16 protein-coding genes are annotated in these 22,804 nt (G+C 66.9%); 13 read left to right on the top strand and 3 right to left on the bottom strand.

The window, feature by feature from the left end; all coding sequences use genetic code 11:
- The first annotated feature begins 127 nt into the window (after nt 1–127).
- From BKA23_RS12145 to BKA23_RS12110, 7 genes are all read left to right on the top strand, one after another.
- Nucleotides 128–2,365 (top strand): heavy metal translocating P-type ATPase, encoded by a 2,238-nt coding sequence (locus BKA23_RS12145; protein ID WP_145228837.1) that lies wholly within the window; start codon nt 128–130, stop codon nt 2,363–2,365.
- Between the two features lie 109 nt (nt 2,366–2,474).
- Nucleotides 2,475–3,767, top strand: a complete 1,293-nt coding sequence (locus BKA23_RS12140; protein WP_145228836.1) for a hydroxyacid-oxoacid transhydrogenase — start codon at nt 2,475–2,477, stop codon at nt 3,765–3,767.
- 237 nt (nt 3,768–4,004) lie between these two features.
- A complete protein-coding gene (locus BKA23_RS12135) occupies nt 4,005–5,453 on the top strand; it encodes an efflux RND transporter periplasmic adaptor subunit (RefSeq protein WP_145228835.1) in 1,449 nt (482 codons plus the stop codon).
- On the top strand, nt 5,453–6,142 hold the full coding sequence (locus tag BKA23_RS12130) for an ABC transporter ATP-binding protein (RefSeq protein WP_145228834.1): 690 nt from the start codon (nt 5,453–5,455) through the stop codon (nt 6,140–6,142). The genes BKA23_RS12135 and BKA23_RS12130 overlap by 1 nt, the downstream gene beginning before the upstream one ends.
- Nucleotides 6,139–7,368: an ABC transporter permease gene (locus BKA23_RS12125; RefSeq protein ID WP_145228833.1), complete on the top strand. Its 1,230-nt coding sequence runs from the start codon at nt 6,139–6,141 to the stop codon at nt 7,366–7,368. The genes BKA23_RS12130 and BKA23_RS12125 overlap by 4 nt, the downstream gene beginning before the upstream one ends.
- Before the next feature lie 27 nt (nt 7,369–7,395).
- Nucleotides 7,396–8,259: a hypothetical protein gene (locus tag BKA23_RS17670; protein ID WP_170226500.1), complete on the top strand. Its 864-nt coding sequence runs from the start codon at nt 7,396–7,398 to the stop codon at nt 8,257–8,259.
- Nucleotides 8,252–10,309 carry an efflux RND transporter periplasmic adaptor subunit gene (locus BKA23_RS12110; protein WP_145228830.1) on the top strand — a complete coding sequence of 686 codons (2,058 nt, stop codon included), beginning with the start codon at nt 8,252–8,254 and terminating at the stop codon, nt 10,307–10,309. The genes BKA23_RS17670 and BKA23_RS12110 overlap by 8 nt, the downstream gene beginning before the upstream one ends.
- A 228-nt stretch (nt 10,310–10,537) precedes the next feature.
- Here BKA23_RS12110 and BKA23_RS12105 read toward each other — a convergent pair whose 3' ends face one another.
- Together BKA23_RS12105 and BKA23_RS12100 are read right to left on the bottom strand one after the other, a co-directional pair.
- Complete coding sequence (locus BKA23_RS12105; RefSeq protein WP_145228829.1) at nt 10,538–11,077, bottom strand: NUDIX hydrolase; 540 nt, start codon at nt 11,075–11,077, stop codon at nt 10,538–10,540.
- A 139-nt stretch (nt 11,078–11,216) separates the two neighbouring features.
- Entirely contained in the window at nt 11,217–11,411 is a 195-nt protein-coding gene (locus BKA23_RS12100; protein WP_145228828.1) for a hypothetical protein, read from the bottom strand.
- A 251-nt stretch (nt 11,412–11,662) separates the two neighbouring features.
- Here BKA23_RS12100 and BKA23_RS12095 point away from each other — a divergent pair, with 251 nt between their 5' ends.
- Together BKA23_RS12095 and BKA23_RS12090 are read left to right on the top strand one after the other, a co-directional pair.
- Nucleotides 11,663–12,475 carry a G1 family glutamic endopeptidase gene (locus BKA23_RS12095; protein WP_170226499.1) on the top strand — a complete coding sequence of 271 codons (813 nt, stop codon included), beginning with the start codon at nt 11,663–11,665 and terminating at the stop codon, nt 12,473–12,475.
- Between the two features lie 96 nt (nt 12,476–12,571).
- Nucleotides 12,572–13,843: an MFS transporter gene (locus BKA23_RS12090; protein WP_246104636.1), complete on the top strand. Its 1,272-nt coding sequence runs from the start codon at nt 12,572–12,574 to the stop codon at nt 13,841–13,843.
- 47 nt (nt 13,844–13,890) lie between these two features.
- On the opposite strand, the gene BKA23_RS12085 is transcribed toward BKA23_RS12090, so the two are convergent.
- On the bottom strand, nt 13,891–14,715 hold the full coding sequence (locus BKA23_RS12085; protein WP_145228825.1) for a trypsin-like serine peptidase: 825 nt from the start codon (nt 14,713–14,715) through the stop codon (nt 13,891–13,893).
- Between the two features lie 206 nt (nt 14,716–14,921).
- On the opposite strand from BKA23_RS12085, the gene BKA23_RS12080 reads away from it, so the two are divergent.
- The 4 genes from BKA23_RS12080 to BKA23_RS12065 all read left to right on the top strand — a co-directional run bounded on the left by BKA23_RS12080 (nt 14,922) and on the right by BKA23_RS12065 (nt 22,771).
- A complete protein-coding gene (locus BKA23_RS12080; RefSeq protein ID WP_145228824.1) occupies nt 14,922–15,341 on the top strand; it encodes a MarR family winged helix-turn-helix transcriptional regulator in 420 nt (139 codons plus the stop codon).
- Nucleotides 15,338–19,138, top strand: coding sequence for an ABC transporter ATP-binding protein (locus BKA23_RS12075; protein ID WP_145228823.1), 3,801 nt, complete (start codon nt 15,338–15,340; stop codon nt 19,136–19,138). The genes BKA23_RS12080 and BKA23_RS12075 overlap by 4 nt, the downstream gene beginning before the upstream one ends.
- A 36-nt stretch (nt 19,139–19,174) precedes the next feature.
- Entirely contained in the window at nt 19,175–20,194 is a 1,020-nt protein-coding gene (locus BKA23_RS12070) for an SAM-dependent methyltransferase (RefSeq protein ID WP_246104635.1), read from the top strand.
- A 291-nt stretch (nt 20,195–20,485) separates the two neighbouring features.
- Nucleotides 20,486–22,771 carry an ArnT family glycosyltransferase gene (locus tag BKA23_RS12065; protein WP_145228822.1) on the top strand — a complete coding sequence of 762 codons (2,286 nt, stop codon included), beginning with the start codon at nt 20,486–20,488 and terminating at the stop codon, nt 22,769–22,771.
- Nucleotides 22,772–22,804 lie beyond the last annotated feature (33 nt).

The following is a 22,804-nucleotide window of genomic DNA, read 5'->3' as shown; positions in this document are numbered from 1 at the left end:
AAGTAAGCCTCACCTATGCGAGGTAAGTCAAACCTTACTGACGACAAAGAAGTTCCCACGGGACGCACGACCATCGAAATATACCCAGGGGGGGTATGGTTGAGCCGTATTGGAGGTGTTCGCTCACATGTCGACCAGCAGCATCGAAACCGCACCAACGCAGCAGACCGAACTCGTCATCGACGGTATGACGTGCTCGTCGTGCGCCCACCGGATCGAGAAAAAGCTCAACGCTCTCGACGGCGTCGAGGCGACAGTGAACTTCGCGATGGAAACCGCCCGGGTGCGGCATCAGCCGTCGATTTCGACGGACACGCTGCTGGACACCGTTGCCACTGCCGGCTATTCGGCATCGCTGCCGGCTGCGAACGTCGAGCAGGACGACGACCGCCCGGGCGAGGCCGACCTGTTGCGCCGGCGGCTGCTGGTCACCTGGGTGCTCGCCGCTCCCGTGATCGTGCTGTCGATGGTGCCTGCCTGGCAGTTCCGCAACTGGCAGTGGCTGTCGCTCGTGCTCACCGCGCCCGTGGTGGTGTGGGGAGGGCTGCCCTTCCATCGAGCCGCCTGGACCAACGCCCGGCACGGCGCATCGACCATGGACACTCTCGTGAGTATCGGCACGATCGCGGCCTTCGGCTGGTCGCTGTACGCGTTGTTCATCGGGCACGCCGGGACGCCGGGGATGCGTCATACGTTCTCGTTGACCGTGTCCCCCCACGAAGCGGCGAACTCGATCTACCTGGAGGCGGCGGCGGGTGTCACGGCGTTCTTGCTGACCGGGCGCTATCTGGAAGCGCGGTCTAAGCGGACTGCCGGATCCGCCTTGCGGGCGTTGCTCGAACTCGGCGCCAAGGACGCCGCTGTCCTGCGTGATGGTGTGGAGGTGCGTGTGCCGGTGGGCGAACTCGTCGTGGGCGATCGTTTCGTCGTGCGGCCGGGGGAGAAGGTCGCCACCGACGGTGAGGTTGTCGAGGGGGCCTCGGCGATCGATGCCTCGTCCGTGACCGGCGAGTCGGTGCCCGTCGATGTGGGAGTGGGCGACGCTGTGACCGGTGGCACGGTGAACGCGGGTGGTCGTGTCGTGGTGCGCGCAACACGCGTCGGCGCTGACACGGCTCTGGCGCAGCTGGCGCGGCTGGTGCAGGACGCGCAGAGCGGCAAGGCGCAGGTGCAACGGCTGGCCGATCGCGTGGCCGGGGTGTTCGTCCCGGTCGTGATGGGTCTAGCGGTGCTGACCTTCGTCGGCTGGCTGGTGCTGGGCGGATCCGCAGCGGCTGGATTCACGGCAGCGGTGGCTGTTCTGGTGGTCGCGTGTCCCTGCGCGCTCGGACTTGCGACACCGACGGCGCTGCTGGTCGGCACCGGCCGCGGTGCGCAACTAGGCCTGCTCATCAAAGGCCCTGAGGTGCTCGAGAGCACCCGTCGCGTCGATACGGTGCTGCTGGACAAGACCGGCACGGTGACCATGGGTGTCATGGCGGTGAACGAGGTGCTGCCGCTGGCCGGCGACGATGCCGGTGAGGTGCTGTTGCTCGCGGGGGCGGTCGAAGCCGGCTCGCAGCACCCGATCGCGCAGGCGATCGCAGGGGCGGCCTCGACGTCCTCATTGCCACCGGTCGAATCCTTTGAGAGCAGTGACGGTCTCGGCGTCAGTGGGACGGTCGCGGGCAAAGACGTCGTCGTAGGACGCCCGGCGCTTTTGCAGCGCAATGGTTTCGAACTCCCGCAGGCGCTTGAAGCCGTGATGCGGACTGCCGAGGCGGCCGGTCGCACGGTGATCGTCGTGGGGTGGGGCGGTACGGCGCGGGGTGTCATCAGCCTGGCGGATGAGGTGAAACCGACGTCGGCTGAAGCGATTTCACGGTTGAAGCAGTTGCGGCTGCGCCCGGTGCTGCTGACGGGCGACAACCAGGCGGTCGCCGACGCCGTCGCGCGCCAGGTCGGGATCGACGAGGTCATCGCCGGCGTGCTGCCGACGGACAAAGCGGCCGTGGTTGCGCGGCTGCAGCAGGAGGGTCGAGTCGTCGCGATGGTCGGCGACGGCGTCAACGATTCCGCCGCACTGGCGCAGGCCGACCTCGGACTGGCGATGGGCACCGGCACCGACGCGGCGATCGAGGCGAGCGACCTGACGCTCGTCAGCGGAGATCTGCGCGGCGCTGCCGACGCAATTCGGCTGTCGCGGAGCACCCTGCGGACGATCAAATCGAATCTGTTCTGGGCGTTCGGCTACAACGTGGTGGCGATCCCGCTGGCAATGACCGGGCGCCTCGGTCCGATGGTGGCCGGCCTGGCCATGGCGTTCTCGTCAGTCTTCGTCGTGCTGAACTCGTTGCGGTTGCGAGGTTTTCGGCCGCTGTCCTGAGATGGGTGCGGGCCGCGCTCTGCAGTGCCCGGATGGTGGGGCAGTGCGGAGGCGCGGTCGCGGGCACTGATCTGCCGTCGGATCGAGGTTTCTGCGAGAGGATCGAGGGGTGACCTCGTTCAGCGCACCCGCAAATCCCGAATCCGTCTTCACGTATGGCGCGCCCCAGCTGAAATTCGGCACCGGCGCGGCCGACGAGATCGGCTACGACCTCAGCCTCACCGGAGCCCGGCGGGTGCTCGTCGTGACCGATGCGGGTGTGGCGGCCACCGGGGCGCCGCAGCGGGTGGCGGAACAGATGGCGGCTTTCGGTATCAAGGCCACTGTGTATGACGGTGCCCACGTCGAGCCCACAGACGAAAGTCTGCAGGCCGCAGTCGAATTCGGCCGTGGCACTGGACCGTGGGATGCCTTCGTCGCTGTCGGCGGTGGATCCAGCATCGACACTGCCAAGGCCATCAACCTGATGACCACCAACGAGGGAGAGTTGATGGACTACATCAATGCACCTGTCGGCGGTGGTCGCGGCCCGTCGGCGCCGCTGAAGCCTCTGGTGGCTGTGCCCACCACCACGGGCACCGGCTCCGAAAGCACGACGATCTGCGTGCTCGATGTGCTCTCGCTCAAGGTCAAGACGGGCATCAGTCACGCGCGACTACGGCCGACGATGGCGGTCATCGACCCGCTGCTGACCATGACGCAGCCACCCGGGGTGACCGCTGCTGCAGGGATGGACATCCTGTGTCACGCGCTGGAGTCGTACACCGCGAGGGCGTATGCGTCATACGAGCGCAAGCAGCCGCAGGAACGCGTGCCCTACTGCGGCGCCAACCCGATCAGCGACATGTGGTCGGAGAAGGCGCTGCAACTGCTGGCGGGATCATTTCGGACGGCGGTCCGCGATGGTGGCGATGTGCACGCCCGGGGGCAGATGGCGCTCGCGGCCACGTTCGCCGGGATGGGCTTCGGCAACGCCGGAGTGCACATCCCGCACGCCAACGCCTACCCGATCGCCGGACGCGTGCGTGACTTCCGGCCGGCGGATTACCCGCAGGACGAAGCGATGGTGCCGCACGGCATGGCCGTGTCGCTGACTGCTCCCGAGGCCTTCCGATTCACGTTCGACGCCGATCCGGGCCGCCACCTGCGCGCCGCTGAACTGTTGGCACCTGGGCGCGAGCCGGCCGGTGCTCCGCAGGAGTTTCTGCCGACGGTGCTGATCGACCTCATGCGCGACATCGGCATACCGAACGGTATTGGTGCTGTTGGCTATTCAGCCTCCGACGTGTCTGATCTGACGGACGGTGCGTTGAAGCAGCAACGGCTGTTGGCCACGGCGCCCAAGGCCGTCACCGCCGAGGATGTCGCCGGGATCTTCGAACGGTCACTGGCGCTCTGGTGAGCCTGGGAGTCACCCGGTGGAATGCGACCCCCGCCATGGTGGCTGACCTGCCAGCGGCACCTCTGGGAGCGGCTTAGGTGCTCGACCGGCAAATGTTCCGCTTGTTCCCAGAGTGTATTCAGCGAATACCTAATCCGTGCACAGTCCACGGCTACGACCTGCCAAGTCGGTGTCCTTACGTTCAGCCGAGCACAGTGCCAGCACGGAGCTGTGCCAGTGGGATGAGAAGAGGCAGGAATGGCGCAACAACGTTCTCGCAAGAGGACACGGTGGGTGGTCGCCGGCGCGGTCGCGGTGATTGCGATCGGTGCGGGTGGAACGTGGTGGGCCGTGGACGGTTCGCACTCGAAGACCACTCGCACGGCGGCAGCGACCACGACGCTGGACCCGGTCACCCTGGGTTCGGTCAGCAGGTCGGTGAGCGCGACCGGCACCTTCGTGCCCACCAACATCTCGTATGTCGATTTCGGCGCGTCCGGAACGGTCAGCGCAGTGAAGGCCACGGTCGGCGCGCAAGTCACGAAAGGTCAGGTGCTCGCGACGATCGACAGCACCGCCCTCCAGGCAGCCGTCACCGCGGATCAGGACACTCTCGATGCGGCCAACGCCACTCTCACGTCGGCGGATTCGTCTGACAGCAGCACTCAGATCGCGGCAGCTCAGGCGAATGTCTCGGCGGATCAGGCCAAGCTCACTCTCGCCCAGGAGCAACTGGCCGACGCCAGCTTGACGTCGCCGATCTCGGGAACGGTGGCCGCAGTCAACCTCACCGTCGGGCAGAGCGTGGGTGACAGCTCGTCATCCAGCTCGGGCTCCGGCTCGTCGGGCGGAACCGGTTCGTCCGGTGGTGCGGGGGCCGGTGGCGGATCAGGCGCGGGCGGCGGAAGCAGCTTCGGTAGCTCGTCGTCGGGATCTTCGGACACCAGCGGTTCGTCGAGCTCCGGTGACAGCTCTAGTTCGGCCGACGTCACCGTCGTCGACACCGGCTCGTGGACGGTGGACGCGGATGTCACGTCCGCAGATCTCGCGTCGATCAAGGTCGGCCAGTCGGTCACGGTCGCCGTGTCGACCGGAACGACCAGTTCCACCGGCAGCGGCCGGGGCGGATTCGGCGGGACGACAGGTTCGTCCGGAACCACGGGTACTTCGAGCACGACCGGGTCGAACGACAGCTCCGGTGCAACGACAGGTTCGTCGTCATCCAGCACTCCGTCGATGACGGGAACAGTGACGTCGGTCGGCATCATCGGGTCATCTTCCGGCGACGGGGCGGCAACCTTCCCCGTGACCGTCGCGGTCGACGGCTCGCCGTCCGGCGTATACGACGGCACCAGCGCCACCCTCGCGATCACGACCGCTCAGGTCGCGAACGTCCTCACCGTTCCCACGTCGGCGATCACGACGAGCGGCTCCAGCGACGTCGTGAAGGTCTCCAAGAACGGTCAGACATCGACGGTCAAGGTCACCGTCGGTCAGGTCTATGGCCAGCGCACGCAGATCCTGTCCGGTCTCACTGCCGGCGAGACGGTCGTCGTGCAGTCGCGCGGCTTCGGCGGTCTTGGCGGCGCCAGCCGACGTAGCAGCGGCTCGAGCGGCGAATCCGGCTCAAGTGGCGGTGGTTTCGGCGGAGGAAGTTTCGGCGGCGGCGGCGGATTCGGCGGCGGCGGATTCGGCGGGGGCCAGTGATGCAGTCGATCCTGTCCCTGCGCGGGGTGACCAAGACCTACGCATCCGGTGACCTTGAGGTGCAGGCCCTGCGCGGCGTCGACCTCGACGTGCCCGAGGGCGATCTCGTGGCGATCATGGGGCCGTCCGGCTCCGGCAAGTCGACCCTGATGCATATCCTCGGCTGCCTCGACGTGCCGACGACCGGGGTCTACGAGCTCGGCGGCGTCGACGTGTCCGACATGGGTGAGGCCGAGCTGGCCCAGGTGCGCAATGCCAAGATCGGCTTCGTCTTCCAGCAGTTCAACCTGCTGGCATCGATGACCGCGCTGCGCAACGTCGAACTGCCGCTGGTGTATGCCGGTGTCTCGCGCACCGAGCGTCGCGAGCGCGCTGCCGAGGCGCTGGAACGCGTCGGACTTGCGGCGCGCTTGGACCACCTCCCCTCGCAGCTGAGCGGTGGTCAGCAGCAACGGGTTTCGGTGGCCAGGGCGTTGGTGACCGATCCCGATCTGATCCTGGCGGACGAACCGACCGGGAACCTCGACTCCGTCGCGACCAAGGACGTGCTCTCCCTGTTCGACGAGCTGCACGACGCCGGCCGCACGGTGCTGCTGATCACGCACGACCCCGACATCGCCGAACAGGCCGCCCGGGTCATTCACATCAAGGACGGCCGGCTGTCCGAGGCCGATCGGGCCGTGGCATGAGCTGGGGCGAGACTTTTCGCACGGCTCTGGAGGCCATCGGTCACCGGAGGATGCGATCGGTGCTGACCGTGCTCGGCATACTCATCGGAATCGCTGCGGTCATGCTGACGGTGGGCCTCGGCCAAGGCGCTCAGTCCAAGGTGGCCAAGCAGATCGACGCTCTCGGCACGAACCTGCTGGTCGTGTCGCCAGGTAGTACCACGAGCACGACGGGGGTTCGCTCCGCCCGTGGCAGTGCGACCACGCTGACAACCACTGACGCCGACATCCTCGCGAATCCTGTTGTCGCGCCTGATATCTCGGGCGTCGCACCAACATCAACCGCCACCGACTCGCTGGTCAACGGCAGCACCAACTGGTCGACGAGCGTCGTCGGCACGACGCCGAGTTGGTTGACCGTGCGAGCCCGCACGATGAGCGAGGGCCGGTTCATCAGCACCAGTGACATCAACGCTGCGAGCCCGGTGATGGTGCTCGGATCGACGACGGCCGAGGAGCTCTTCGGCGCACGTGATCCGGTCGGCCAGACGGTCACGGTCGATGGCCAGACCTTCAGCATCATCGGCGAACTCGCGACGGCGGGCTCCAGCGGCACCACCGACGAGGACGACCAGGCCATCGTGCCGATGACGACGTTCGCGCAGCGACTGTCGACATCGACCGACACGCAGAGCGTCTCCGACATCTACCTCGAGGCGAAGTCGTCGAGCGACCTGTCAGCGGCATACCAGGAGGCGACCGCGGCGCTGCTGACGAGTCACGACGTGACCACGGCCACGGAGGACTTCACCGTGAGCAGCCAGGCGTCGTTGGTCGCGACCGCCACCAGCACCACCCACACGTTGACGGTGCTGCTTGGTGGAATCGCCGCAATCTCGTTGCTGGTCGGCGGGATCGGTGTCATGAACATCATGCTGGTCTCGGTCACTGAACGGATTCGCGAGATCGGTCTGCGGAAGGCGCTCGGGGCCACGCCGCGGACGATTCTGAAGCAGTTCCTGACCGAGGCCAGTGTGTTGGGCCTGGCCGGCGGCATCGTCGGCATCAGCCTCGGAGCGGTGGGTGCCCTGATACTGCCGCACTTCCTCAACCAGCCCGTCGACATCTCCGCAGAGGCGGCCGGCTTCGCGCTCGTCGTCTCCGTGCTGATCGGAGTCGCGGCGGGTGTCTATCCGGCCAGTCGCGCAGCCAAGCTTGCGCCCATCGATGCTTTGAGAAATGAGTGAATCATGTTTAACAGCAATAGTGTTCGTGTGGCATCCGTTGTTGCCGGTGCCGGTCTGGTGATGTCGCTGGCTGCCTGCGGGTCGGGGTCGTCGTCAGCAGCGAAGGCCACCTCGACAGCGTCGGCATCGACCAGCGGCCGCGGCCGGGGTGACTTCGCACGACGTCCGTCTGTCGACGGAGTCATCGGGTCGGTGACCTCCGACTCGTTGCAGGTGACGACCAACCAGGGAGCGGCAGCCGTCGTCACGTATGCCGCGTCGACGAGCATCAGTTCGGAGGCGTCGTCGTCGGCAGCAGCCGTGGTCAAGGGTGCCTGCGTGTCAGTCCGTGAAGGTGGCTTCGGTGGAGGTGGGCGCGCATCAGGTATCCCGAGCGCCCGGCCGTCCGGCAGCGCCACGCGGCCACGGGGCGGCATCGCGATCACCGGGCCGATCACGGCGACGACCGTGACGGTCGAGCCGTCAACCTCGTGCGCTGCTTCCGGCACCGGCACGAACAGCGCATCCGGCGGCGCCGGCAGGATGCGTGGCTTCGGCGGACTCTCAGGCACCGTCGCCTCGGTCAACGGCTCGACGTTCACGATCACGACGTCGTTCGGTGATCGCGCCGGATCGTCGAGCGGATCGACCGCGACGACGCGCACGATCACGGTCGACACCACGAGCAGCACGACCTACGAGAAGGATTCGGCGAGCACAGCGAAGGCGCTCGTCTCAGGCATGTGTGTGCTCGCCGAGGGCAGCGGGAGCAGCAGCAAGCTCGCGGCAGCCTCCTTGGTCGTCTCGTCCTCGGTGAACGGTGAATGCTCGGGCGGCTTCGGCGGAGGCGGCGGCGGGTATGGCGGAGGCGCAGGCGGCGGGAGCAACGGCGGAGGTGGCGGCAATGCCTGACGAGGATCTGCCGCTGTTTGACCAACTGAGCGGCGGCGGCAGTGAGGACGAGACGGTGGTGCTCGAGGCGGCGCGGCCGCCGCGACGTCAGCGCCGGGTCGTCGGCTGGACCGCCCTCGGCCTGGTCGGAGTGCTGGTCGTGGCCGGCGGCACGTATGCCGCCACCAACGCCGCGGACGCAAGCGGCCTCAGCAGCCGCTACCGGTTGGCGACCGCGACGACGGGTGACATCACCCAGACCGTGTCGCTCACAGGGTCGGCCGCGCGGGTCAACCAGGTGTCGGTCGGATTCGCGTCATCCGGCACCGTGGACTCGGTGAATGTCGCTGTCGGACAAACGGTTTCGCAGGGTCAGTCGCTGGCAACAATGGACTCCACCAGCCTCAATGCGAACGTGCTCGACGCCAAGGCACAACTCGCCCAGGCGCAAGCCGGAGAGGTCACCGGCGGGTCCGGTGGTGCCTCGGGTTCGGGTAGCGCCGGTGGGTCCGCCAGTGGCGGCGCGAGTGGGGGCAGTGGCAGCGCGAACGCGGCCGCGTCCGGCAGTTCGTCGTCCGCCACAGCCGGATCGTCATACAGTTCGGGCAGTTCGGGCAGTTCGGGCACCTCGAAGTCCGGATCGACCGGGTCGACGGCTTCGGGCGGAGCCAAGGGTCGCTCAGGAGGCTCCGGTGGGTCGTCGGTGTCAGCTGCGACGATCACCAAGATTCGGCAGCAGGCGAAACAGCTTGCGACACAAGTGAAGACGATGAACGCGGCAGTGGCCGCCGAAGCGACGGTTTGCGGCCCGCTGCTCGGCAGCACGAACGTCAATCCGACGCCGACACCGAAGCCCACCAAGGGTCACTCACCGACGCCGCAGCCGACGTCGACCGCCGCGCCGGCCGGCCCCGCATCGGGCTCGACCGGGTCATCAACGAGTTCACCATCGTCGTCGGCGAGCCCGTCGAGCACGGCCAGCCCGAGTTCCAGCGCCTCACCGACGTCGACATCCAGCCCCACCAGCTCGGCATCGTCGTCGGTCGATCCGACTCAGCTGCGCGCGTGCTTGACGGCGATGCAGGGCGCCGCATCCGACATCGCGACGGCATCCGAGACGTTGTCGTCTCTGTCCACGACGATCGCGCCGCTGCAGCACCTGACGTCCGGTTCGTCCGGCTCGGGATCCGGAACGTCGTCCGGTGGGACTGGTGGTGGCTCCGGGAAAACGTCTGGGGGAGAAGGTAGTTCGAAGTCAGCCGCTGGCTCGTCCAGCACGGGCCGCTCGTCGGGTTCGTCCACGTCGGGGTCCTCCGAAGACAGCGCTGCCGCCACAGATTCTCAGGACGCGACGATCGTGCAGGACCAACTGGCCGTGACGCAGGCGGAACAGGCTGCGGACAGCGCCACGTTGACCGCCCCGATCTCGGGGACCATCGGCGCGGTCGACCTCAGTGCTGGCAAGAGCGCGTCCTCCTCGTCGACGATCACGATCGTGGGCCAGGGTGACGCCGAAGTCACGGTCGACGCGCCGTTGTCCGACCTGCCTGAACTGTCAGCGGGTCAGAGCGCGTCGGTCGCGGCTGCCGGAGCAGTCGGCAGTATCCAGGGGACCGTCACACAGATCGGCATACTGCCGACCTCCAGCTCGAACTCCAGCACTCCAACCTATCCGGTGACGATCGTCGTTCCAGATGCGCCGCAAGCCCTCGCCGATGGCACGTCCGCGCAGGTCAGCATCAGCACCAAGCAGGTGAGTAACGTTGTGACTGTGCCGGATTCAGCGCTGACGATGGTCAGTTCGACGCAGGCGACGGCCCAGATTGCATCGGGTTCGACGGTGAAGTCCGAGGTCGTCACGGTGGGCGCCGTCGGTGGCGGTCGCGCGCAGGTGACCTCTGGGATCACCGCCGGCGAGCAGGTCGTGCTGGCTGATCTGAGTGAGGCGCTGCCGACCAACCAGTCGACGAACGTCCGCGGCCTGACGACGACCGGTGGCGGCGGTTTTGCCGGCGGTGGCGACTTCGGTGGCGGAGCTGGTGGGGGTGGTGGCCGCGGCGGCGGTCGCTGACGCCGGTCCAACTGCTGACGGCTGACGTGCGGCTACCTCGATATTCGACGCCAGGGCGGCAATAGAAGCCTCAGCGTCGAATATCGCGGGGTGGGTGTGCGGCAGATTCGACGCCAGGGCGGCAATGTGAGCCGTGGCGTCGGATATTGCGGGGGAGGGTGCGACTCGTCGGCGGTCGGTATGGACCTGGTCATGGCCCAGTCGATGCCCGCACACCAGTCGATGCCCTCAGACCAACTGCAAGCGCGCAGCGAATCGGAGCACCTCGGAGCTCGTCGTGTCGTCACAGCGTGAAAGCCATTCGATGGCGTCGGTTACCGGCAGATGTTCGACGGACACGATCTGTTCGGCGCCATCGACGCCGGTCGGCGGCGACCCCAGGACTGTCGAAGGCACAACGGCGTACACCCACCACATCACGGGGTGTGGCACGTGCGGCAGGTATGGCTTTGAGTCCCTGCTGTGGGCAACATGGCTAAAGAAGACGTGCATCGGGCCAGCGGGTGCGGATCCTGCCTCTTCGAAAAGCTCTCGTGTTGCGGCCGATTCGACCGTCTCACCAGGTTCGATGCGACCCCCCGGAAGAAAACGCCACCCTTCGACGGAACGGCATACCGTCACCTTTCCTTGCTCGGGTGTTGCCACGAGGTGGATGCGGTGTATTAGCTCCGGCGGCGGGAGGGCGCAACTGCCGACGACATCCGCGTTCGCGTATGCGACATACGTCCTCGCGAAGAGGTCTTCGAATCCTGGTGGCACCGACGTCATAACGGCGAAGCTACAAGGTTGCGTCGCCAGCAACGATTAGCTGCCGCTTGGTCTGCAACTTCGACGCCAGGGCGGCAATAGAAGCCGTGGCGTCGAAATTGCGTGTCTGACGACCGCCGTGCGGCTGTGGTGTGCGCGACTAGCTGTTGCTGGAGTGCTGCCTGTTCGACGTATCAATGCCGTGCGCACGAAGCGAGCCGATCAGCACGGCCACCGCCGCGATGATCAGCACGACCCCCAGTGCTGACGAGGCGCTGAAAGAGACAATTCCCAGCACGACAAGGACGAGACCGATACCCAAGAGCGTGTTTCGCTGACGCATGTCTTCCATCATGCATCGTCCCGGGTTCGGCTGTGGCGTCCCGGGCATCCGCAACATCTCACGACGATCGCCGGTGCGAGCGCTCCTTTACTCTTAATTGCTGCGAATAACCTTGGAAATGCTGACAATTCACTGAATTTTAGATATGGACAAACCTTTACGAAGACCGGAAGTATCCATGACCGATGGGCCCATAAGTTTCCCTCATCAGCGCTGCTCACCCCCGGCGGCGTACCCCTTGAGAGGCTCCATCAATGACTCGTATGACGTTCCGTGTCGCCGCCGTCACCGCGGTTGCGGCCATGGCCACCATTGGTATGTCGACCGCCAGTGCGCACCCGTCGGCAGCAGCAGCGGCCCCGCGTGCCAACAGCGCAGTCGCACACCGCATCGTCGGTTTCGGCAAGCACTTCGGCCACGCCACCAACGGCGCCACGACTGACTACAACTGGGCCGGCTACGCCCAGACCGGCGCAAACGGCAGTGCAAAGACCACCTCGGCCACGTGGACCGTGCCCACCCTGTCGACGAAGTACAACGGCTACTCCTCCACCTGGGTCGGCGTCGACGGTTTCAACAACTCCTACCTGACCCAGACCGGCACCGAGGCCGATGTGGTCAACGGTCAGGTGCAGTACGACGCCTGGTGGGAGGTCATCACCCCCAGCGACGAGGCTCCCGAGACGCTCTTCTCGACCCTGACCGTCAAGCCCGGCGACAGCATCACCGCTTCGGTGACCACGACCGGCTCCAAGTCGACGATGAAGCTGGTCGACAACACGACCGGCAAGTCGGCGTCGCACACCGCGTCCTACAAGGGTCCCGGCTCGTCGGCCGAGTGGATCCAGGAGGACACCGACGTCAATGGCGACATCTCCGCTGCGCCCGACTGGCACTCGATCACCTTCAGCAACATCCTGCGCAATGGCGCCAACCCGGATCTGCAGAGCAGCCAGTCGCTTGACATCGTCGACCAGAACGGCACCCAGGAGACCAGCACCAGCGCCCCGAACAGCGCCGGCAACGGCTTCACCACCACCTGGCTGGCCACCGGCACCCCCACTCCGGTGGACTGATCGCAGTCGGCATCCCGGTCAGCGGGCGGACATCTTCGGATGTCCGCCCGCTGCTTTACATTGAGCACCAAATCAGTCGGCCAGACGGGATGCAGGGTGAAAGACGTTCGCACGATGTTCGCCGACACCCGGCCGCTGCAGACGCTGGCCTTTCGCCGGTTGTGGTGGACCAACATCATCACCGTGATCGGCGCGCAGCTGACGGTCGTCGCCGTGCCGGCCCAGATCTACGCCGAGACGAACAGCTCGGCATACGTCGGGTTGACGGGCGTCTTCGGCTTGGTGCCGTTGGTGATCTTCGGGCTGTATGGCGGAGCGCTCGCCGACGTGATGGACCGCCGCAGGCTGCTGCTCATTTCCACGGTCGGGCTGATCGCCTCCAGCGCGATGTTCTTCGCTCAGGCGGCCTTCCACGCAAACAACGTGTGGCTGTTGCTGGTGCTTTTTGCGGTGCAGCAGTCCTTCTTCGCGGTCAACCAGCCGACACGCAGCGCCATACTGCCGCGGTTGATCCCGCTCACCGAGCTGCCGGCGGCCAACTCGCTCAACATGACGGTGATGCAGTTCGGCGCGATCGCCGGACCGCTCGTCGGTGGTGCGCTGATACCGGTGCTGGGGTTCTCGCTGCTCTACCTGATCGACACGATCACGCTCTTTGCGACGCTGTGGGCGGTCTTCGTGCTGCCGGCGCTGCCGCCGGAAGGTCTCGCCGCCACCGCTAAAGCCGGAATCGCTTCTGTGCTTGATGGGTTGGGCTATCTGCGCGGCCACAAGGTGCTGTTGATGTCCTTCCTGGTCGACATCATCGCGATGGTGTTCGGTATGCCGCGGGCACTGTTTCCACAGATCGCGCATCAGAGTTTCGGGGGCCCTTCCGACGGTGGTCTGGCGTTCGCATTGCTGTTTGCGGCCATCCCGGCGGGCGCGGTGCTCGGCGGGATCTTCTCCGGCTGGGTTTCCCGGGTGGAGCGACAGGGCGTGGCGGTCATCGCGGCCATCGTGGTGTGGGGCGCCGGCATGGTCGTCTTCGGTCTGGCCTCCGGTGCTGCCGGTGGCCACGCGAATGTCTTCCTGGTGCTCGCGCTCGGCGGTCTGATGGTCGGCGGTGCGGCTGACATGGCGTCGGCCGCGTTCCGGTCGACGATGCTGCAGGAGGCTGCGACCGACGACGTGCGCGGCCGGTTGCAGGGAGTCTTCACCGTGGTCGTCGCGGGAGGCCCACGATTGGCGGATGTCGCCCACGGCGGGATGGCCGCCGTGGTGGGCACAGCGGCGACGGCAGCCGGTGGCGGTGTGCTGGTGATCGTGCTGGTGCTGGTCGCAGCTGCCGCGGTGCCGGTCTTCATTCGCTACCGCGTCGCGCGCTGAACGGCCTGCGGCATACTGCCGCTTCGCTCGTTGACCTGGCGCGAGGGTCAGCAGCCGCTGTCGCCGGCCTGCGGCACGTTGTCCCCGGTCGCCTGCAGGTCACCACGGATCAGCTGCATCACCAGACCGAGGGTGACGGGGGAGGAGTAGGACATGCTCGCCTCGCAGCCGCCCTGGTAATACCCGCCGATGACGCCCACGATGCGTTGGGTGCCGTCAGGCTCTTTGGCCAGGAACGGGCTACCACTGCTGCCACCGGTGTAGCCGTTGCACGCGATCGCTGGATACCCCTGCGACTGCAGCAGTGGCGTCGTGCATCCGATCGGTTGATCCTCGCCGGAGTTGTACGCATAGTCGGTGACGGGCGTGCCGACGGCCGGTGTGGTGTCGAGGTCGTAGCCTCCGGTGACCTGCTGCAGCGAGACAAGTTTGCCGTCGCGGGTCTGGTCGGCCACGCGCAGCACGGCGAAGTCCGCCTGCGGGTTCTGGCTGGCCAGCCAGGACGGCATGACGTATGCCGCTTCGACGTTCCATGCGCCATACGGGCTGGTGCCGTTGTCGTAGGCGGGCCGGAACTGCAGGTCGTTACCCGATCCGCTGACACAGTGCGCGGCCGTGAGGATCAGGTTGCCGGCAGCGCTGTCGAGCACGCTCGCGGTGCAGATGTGATCCGTCGGGTCATTGGCCATGAACAATGCGCCGATCGCGGCTTGCGGGGCGGCGGTGGTGGCGTTCGGCTCGTCAGCCAGAGCGGCTGCATCGGTCAGGCCGGCAGCGGTGGTCGAGGTGACGACGAGGGTTGCGGCCGCGACTGCTGTCGCCGCGCCGAGGAATGACCGCCACCGGCGCGACAGATGCGCTGAGCGATGCATGGATTTCGTTTCCCTTGGTGTCGCCCCGAGCGCTGCCAGGCGCCAACGATAACCCACAGGACGGCGGCTGCGACAGGTCTCCGAAGGGTGGAATTCAGCGAATCCGTCTGTCGGTGGGGGAGGTTCACGTGGCCCGCGCCGGGGTCGTGGCACCGGAGATGCGGCATACGGTTCGACAATCGAACCAATCTGAGTAGGTTGGCTATATGAGTCAGACCCAAGCGGTGCGCGCGGTGGTGCGCCTTGCCCGCATCCTGGAGCGTTCGTCCACCCAGCTGAGCCTGCCGCACTATCGCGTCCTGTCGGCGATCGCCGAGGGCCATGAGCGCGCGTCGCGCCTGGCGATCCGACTGGCCCTGGGCAAGCCGGCGATCAGCGCCAGCGTCGACACGCTGATCCGGCAGGGGCTGGTGAGTCGGCATACGAGCGCGAGCGACCAGCGCGCGGCGCGATTGCAGCTGACTGCGCAGGGTGTCGCGGCATTGGAGCAAGCCGAGCAGGCGATGGCCGCGCGGCTCGACGAAGTGCTGGCCCGGTGCGATGTCGCGGATGACTTCGTCGAACAGTTGGCAGCGGTCGAGGTCGGCGTAGAAAGCCTTGCGGCTGAGCGGCTGACCGCCCGATGAGCGACGAACGCGGCTGGGTGCGCCGGCTCTCGGGGTACCTCCTGCGCCACAAGCGTCAGGTCGTCGTGGCGGTCGTCGGTGCCGTTGTGGGCAGTGCGTGCCAGAGCGTGGTGCCGCTGATCGCGCGACAGATCGTCGACAACGTGATCGTGCGGCACAACACACCGCTGTGGCCCTGGCTGACTGCACTGGTCGTCATCGCGCTGCTGGGTTTCTGGATGGCGTATCTGCGGCGCTACTACGGCGGCCAGCTCGGGTTGCGCGTGCAATACGACTTGCGCAACGACATGCACGACCACCTGCAGACGATGGACCAGCAGACTCTGGGCGGTATGCCGACCGGTCAGCTGGTCTCGCGGGCCAACTCCGACTCCACTCTCGTGCAGGCGTTGCTGAACTTCCTGCCGATCATGACCGGCAACATCCTGCTGATGGTGATGTCGCTGGTCATCATGTTCGTGCTGTCACCGCTGCTGGCGCTGGTCGGACTGCTGGTGCTGCCGACGCTGATCGCGATCTCGTACAGCATGCGGCAGAAGGTCTTCCCGGCCACCTGGGACGGCCAGCAGCGCGAGGGCGAGGTCGCCCAGATCGTCGACGAGGCCGTCGGTGGCGTGCGTGTCGTCAAGGCTTTCGGCCAGGAGGGCCGCGAGCTCGGGCGGATGGTCGAGACTGCCTCCAGGTTGTATGGCGCGCGCATGCGGGCCGTGCGCCTGCAGGCGCGCTATCAGCCGTTGCTTGAGGCAGTGCCGTCGCTGGCGCAGGTCGCAATCCTCGCGCTCGGTGGCTGGATGGCCCTGAAGCACCGCATCACCATCGGCACCTTCCTGGCGTTCAGTACCTACATCGCGCAATTCGTCTCTCCTGCACGGCAATTGGCGGGTGTGTTGACCATCGGTCAGCAGGCGCGTGCCGGCGTCGAGCGGATCTTCCAGCTGCTCGACCTGTCGCCGCGCATCGTCGACGCTCCCGATGCCGCACCGCTGACGGGCGTCGCGGGAAGCATCGAATTCGGCGACGTCACCTTCGGCTACGAGGACGACGAGCCGGTGCTGCGCGGCCTGGATCTGCGCATCGACGCAGGGGAGCGAGTAGCAATCGTCGGCGCCAGCGGCAGCGGCAAATCGACGGTGGCCGGGCTGGTGTCGCGCTTCTACGATCCGCAGTCGGGTGTCGTGCGTGTCGATGGTGTCGACCTGCGCGAGGTCACCGTTGATTCGCTGCGCCGGCAGATCGCGGTCGCCTTCGAGGACAGCTTCCTGTTCTCGGAGTCGGTGACCGCGAACATCCGTTACGGCCGCCCGGAGGCCACCGAAGAGGAGGTCGTGGCAGCCGCGAAGGTGGCGGCAGCGCACGACTTCATCCTCGAATTGCCGCAGGGCTACGACACCCCGGTCGGCGAGCGCGGGCTCACCCTGTCCGGAGGGCAGCGCCAGCGCATCGCGCTGGCACGGGCAATCCTGATCGACCCGCGCATCCTGATCCTGGACGACGCGACCAGCGCGGTCGACGCCAGGACAGAGGAAGCGATCCACGACGGTCTGCGCGAGGTGCTGCCCGGTCGCACCACGTTGCTGGTGGCCCATCGCGTCTCGACCTTGCACCTGGCCGACCGCATCGTGATGCTGGAAGGCGGCCGGGTCGCGGCGCAGGGCACGCACGCGGAGCTCGTCGAGAGCAGCGACGCCTATCGGGCACTCCTGTCGGGGCTGGAAGGCGAACAAGCCGCCCAGGTCGGCGACGACATCGACAACTTGGTGGCTGTCGCGGGCACCGGCGAGGCGTGGGTTCCGCCGAAAAAGACTGCAGCGGCTGCAGGTTCGGCGATCGCCATACGTGGTCCGAGCCTTGGAATGGGGCTCGGTGGCAGTGCCGGCGGCGGTGGTCTGGCAAGTGCGCTGGTCGCCACGCCGCAACTGCTCGCGCGGGTGGCGGCCCTGCCGCCGGTGCGCGACGTGGCCGCGCTCGATGTCGAGCGGGAGTCCACGCATCAGCCGGACTTCAGCCTGCGTCGGCTGCTCGGCGAATTCCGTCGGCCGCTGCTCATCGGCCTGGTGCTGGTGGTCGTCGACGCGCTGGCCGGGCTGCTCGGGCCGGTGCTGGTCAAGACCGGCATCGACGACGGTGTCTCCGCAGACTCCCGATCGGTGCTCTTCCTGGCCGCCGGTGGGCTGCTGGTCGTCAGCCTGGCCGATCTGCTCGACCAGGTGGCGGAGACCTTCGTCACCGGTCGCGCCGCCGAGCGAATCATGCTTTCGCTGCGGGTGCGCATCTGGGCGCAGCTGCAGCGCCTGTCGCTCGATTACTACGAGCGCGAGATGGCCGGCCGGATCATGACGCGTATGACTACCGACGTCGACCAGTTCGAGTCGCTCATCGAGAACGGCCTGCTGTCGGCGCTGGTGTCGCTGGTCACCTTCGCAGGTGTCGGCGTCGCGCTGCTGCTGGTGAACCTCGAACTGGGCCTTTGGACCCTCACCGTCGCGATTCCGCTGGCGATCGCCACGGTGCTGTTCCGGCGCCGCGCTGCCGTGCTCTATGACCAGGCACGCGAACGCATCGCGATCGTGAACGCCGACTTCCAGGAAAGCCTGTCCGGTGTGCGGGAGTCGCAGGCCTTCGTGCACGAGTCGGCCACCGTGCGGCACTTCCACCACCTGGGATTGCGCTACCTGCAGTCACGTGTGGCCGCGCAACGACTCGTCGCGACATACTTCCCGTTCGTGCAATTCCTGTCGGCGATCGCCGATGCGATCGTGCTCGGCGTAGGCGCCCATCTGATCGAGCACCACGAACTGACACCAGGCGCGCTCATCGCGTTCCTGCTCTACATCAACATGTTCTTCTCGCCGATCCAGCAGCTGTCGCAGGTCTTCGACTCGTGGCAGCAGACGCGGGTGTCGGTCAACCGGATCTCCGAGCTCATGCAGCTGCACACGCTGACCCCGGAGGCCGAGAACCCCGTCATACCAGGCAGTTTCGCGGGTGATGTCGAGTTGAACCAGGTGCACTTCGCCTATCCGAGCGTTCCGTCGCGGCCGGGTCGTGGGGCGCGTGGGCCGCAGGACCGGCGCGTGCTGAGCGTCGAGCCACTGCCGGTGAAGCCGCCGGAGGCGCTGCAGGGCGTGCAATTGCACATCCGGCCGGGCGAGACGGTGGCGCTGGTCGGTGAGACGGGTGCGGGCAAGTCGACGGTGATGAAGCTCATCGCCCGCTTCTACGACCCCGACAGCGGCACGGTCAGCGTCGACGGGAATGACCTGAAGACATTGCAGTTGCACGGCTTTCGCACGTCGCTGGGGTACGTCCCGCAGGAGGCCTTCCTGTTCTCCGGGACGGTGCGCGACAACATCGCCTACGGCCGCCCGGAGGCCAGCGACGCCGAGGTCGAGCGTGCAGCACGCGATGTCGGCGCGCACGAGTTCATCGCGTCACTGCCCGGCGGCTATCTGCACGAGCTCACCGAGCGCGGGCGCTCGCTGTCGTCGGGTCAGCGACAACTGATGGCGCTGGCGCGGGCTCAACTGGTGGAGCCGGCGATCCTGCTGCTCGACGAAGCGACGGCCAACCTCGATCTGGTGACCGAGGCGCGCGTGACCGCTGCGATGGATCGCGTGGCGCACTCGCGCACCACGGTGCTCATCGCGCATCGGCTGCAGACTGCGCGCGGCGCCGATCGCATCGCGGTGCTCGACCAGGGCACGATCGTCGAAGTCGGCTCGCATGACGAGTTGCTCGCTGCGGACGGCAAGTACGCCTCGATGTGGCGCGCGTTCGAGATGGTTGCCGCGGGCTGACCGCCGCCTGCGGGTGGCCCTGAGAGGATGAGCGCCGTGGATCTGCCCGTGCTCTTTTCCGTCGCCCCTGACTACTATCGCTTCGCCGTCGCCGAGTTGCGCACCTCGCAGGACGTCACCAAGGTGCAGCGAGTCGGCCCTGACGCGGGAGTCGTGCACCTGGGGGCCGGCGGCATCGACGACATCGCCGATGCCTGTCTCGGCGGTGAGCTGCCGCTGATTCGACACCTGGCACGTGCGGATGCCGTGCGCGGCGCCGGCAGTTTCGCCGGACCCGCTGAACTGGCGGAATGGGCGGCGAGCGTGCTGCTGGCATCCCTGGAGCCGGGGGAAGAGATCAGCCTGCACACCTGGGACTCCGGCGAGGTGGAGTTCGCCCCCGGGAAGGTCCGCCGCCCGCTGCTGGAAGCCATGCTGGACAACGGGATTCGCGTGATCACGACCGGTGCCGAACGTGTCGCGAGCGTATGCCTTGGCACCGACCGGATCACCGCCGGGATCAACGCGACTGATGTGAGCCTGTGCGACTGGCCCGGCGGTCGGATCCGGTTCGCGTCGCGGCCCGAGCAGGTCTCGCGCGCCGAATTCAAACTTGAGGAACTGTTCACGTATGTCGCAGCACCCTCCGGAGCTGTGGCGGTCGATTTCGGCGCCAGCCCCGGCGGGTGGACCCGCATCGTGCACGAGCGTGGTTTCGGCACGGTGCACGCTGTCGACCCCGCCGAACTCGACGACCGGGTGCTGAGGCTTTTCGGCGTTCAACATCACAAGATGACGGCCGGCGAGTTCGTGAAGGCATGGGACGGTGATGCCGTCGATCTCATCGTCAACGACATGCGGATGGTGCCGCAGTTGACCGCGCACACGATGGTGGAGGCGGCGCGGTTGTTGCGCCCCGGAGGTCAGGCAATCGTCACTCTCAAGCTCGGCACCAAGAACCCGGTCAAGCAGATCGACGAAGCGCTGGAGATGCTGGCTGCGGCATACGACCCGAGCTTCATGCGGCAGCTGCAGCACAACCGCCACGAAGTCACGATCGTGGCGACCCGCCGCTGACGAGATCGGTCGGCCTGCGTCGGTCTCGGCACTCCTGATCCGCGCACGCTGTGCGCTGCCCCGATATGTGGGGCACTGCAGAGTGGGGGCAGAGTGCCGGTGAAATTGCATCGGCCGACGGCAGGTGATCCCTGTCAGCCACCGGCGGGACCTCTGCCGCGCGCCGCGTATCCCTCACAGCGGCCGCAAAGAAAAGACCGGGGATTGGCACACCGGCGCGCGTCACTCTGATCGCGGTTATGGCGACAGCGTCCGTCGCCGCGTACACGTCCCCTTCCTGAAGGAACATCCATGGCTACCGCTCAGCCGTCGAATGCGGCCGTCGACTCGCATCTGCGCGTGTCACGCAGCAGCCCGCTCGCGCGATTCTTCCTCGGTGCCGAAACCGACCCGCCGTGGGCGCGTCCGGCACTGTGGGGGCTGCTCGTCGTGGCCGCCGTGCTCTATCTGTGGGATGTGTCGATCTCGGGCTATGCCAACGACTTCTACGCAGCCGCAGTGAAATCCGGGACCGAGTCGACGAAGGCCTGGTTGTTCGGGTCGCTGGACTCCGGCAACGCGATCACTGTCGACAAACCACCCGCGGCGATGTGGGTGATGGTGCTGTCGTCGCGCATCTTCGGATTCTCCAGCTTCTCGATGCTCTTCCCGCAGGCGCTGATGGGTGTGGGTACGGTCGCCCTCGTCCACGCATCGGTGCGCCGTGTCGCCGGTCACGCAGCGGGACTGCTGGCGGGTGGCCTCGTTGTGCTGACCCCGGTTGCTGCGCTGATGTTCCGCTTCAACAACCCGGACGCGCTGCTCGTACTGCTGATGACAGCGGCCGCATACTTCGTCGTTCGCTCGCTCGAAAACGATTCAGGTAAAAGGGCATTGGGTTGGTTGGTGGCCGCCGGCGTGACGATCGGCTTTGCCTTCCTCGCCAAGATGCTGCAGGGCCTACTCGTCGTGCCCGGTATGGCGCTGGCCTATCTCATCGCAGCGCAGCGCCCATTGCTGACCCGCATCTGGCACCTGCTGGTCTCTGGTGCCGCCATTGTGGTCAGTGCCGGCTGGTACGTGCTGCTGGTCTCTCTCTGGCCGGCATCCGATCGTCCCTACATCGGTGGTTCGACGAACAACTCGCTGTGGCAGCTCGCGATCGGCTACAACGGCCTGAGCCGGATCTTCGGCGGCTCGGGCAACGGGGGCGGGGGCGGTCGCGCCTCTATGACGGGAGGCACCGGCGCGGCGGGGCGCGCGATGGAAGCCATGACCGGCGCAGCCGGCGGCAGCGGCTCTGCGGCGGCGGGTGAGGCTGCTCGCATCTTCGGCGGTGGCGCCGGGCGCACCGGCGGTGGTGGCATGCAAAATGCTGGATTCGGTGGCAGCACAGGCATTTTCCGCATGTTCGGCGCATCGTTCGGCACCGAGATCTCCTGGCTGCTCCCGGCGACGCTGCTCCTGCTGGTTGCAGGTCTGATCTGCCTTGGTCGCATCTCGCGGACCGACCGAGTCCGCGCCAGCCTGGTGATGTGGGGTGGCTGGGTCATCGTGACCGGCCTGGTTTTCAGCTTCATGGAAGGGACCGTCCATCCCTATTACACGATCGCGCTGGCTCCCGGCATCGCGGCGGCGATCGCTATCGGCGCCACGACTCTATGGCGCATCCGTGAAAAGCTCTGGGCTCGTTGCATTCTCGCGATTGCGATGACCGCATCCGCAGCCTGGGGTGCATACCTGATGCACAGGTATGCACCGGACTGGCTTCCCTGGCTGAAGTGGGTGGCCGGTGCGCTCGCCGTCGTCGGCGCGATGGCGTTCGTCGCCATACAGCCCGATGGCACCAGGGGGCACAGCGAGAACGCAAAACGGTTGCGAATGCTGGCAATTGCCGGTGTCATCACTGGCATGGTCGGCGGGCTCGGTGCCACCGCGTCGTGGACGGTTGCCACCGCATCCACCGCGCACTCCGGCTCCATCCCGACCTCTGGCCCATCGTCGGCAGCCGGCATCGGTGGCATGGGCGGCTTCGGCGGAGGCGCCGGGCTCGCCGGTCGGGACCGCATGCGCTTGGATGGCAGGGCCAGAAGCGCTGCATACGGCGGGAGGCCTGATGCCGCCGACGGCGCTCCGGGAGGTGGCACGTCCGGCGCCCGGGGCACGGAAGCTGGGCCGGGAACAGGCGCGGCCGCTGGCGAGCTGCCGAGCGGCATCTCGATCCCATCCGGCGCGGGCGCCGGTGGGATGGGCGGCGGCCAGACCAATGCTGCGCTGGTGAAACTGCTCAACGCCACGAACTCTCGTTGGTCGGCCGCGGTCATCGGCGCGCAGTCGGCGGACGGTTACATTCTCTACACGCACACCGCGGTGATGGCGATCGGCGGCTTCACGGGGTCCGACCCGTCGCCGACGCTCGCGCAGTTCAAGGCGTATGTCGCAGCTGGTGACATCCACTACTTCATCGCCGGGGGCGGCATGGGCGGCATGGGTGGCGACTCGACGACAGCTTCGCAGATCACCTCCTGGGTCGAGGCCAATTTCAAGGCGACGACCGTTGGTGGTGTGACTGTCTACGACCTGAGCACCGCGAAGTGACGATCGGTCGAGTCGTTCGGCCACGCGAGGTGC

The sequence above is a fragment of the Rudaeicoccus suwonensis genome (genome assembly GCF_007829035.1).
GTDB lineage: Bacteria > Actinomycetota > Actinomycetes > Actinomycetales > Dermatophilaceae > Rudaeicoccus > Rudaeicoccus suwonensis.
This window is presented reverse-complemented; position numbering and strand designations above follow the sequence as displayed.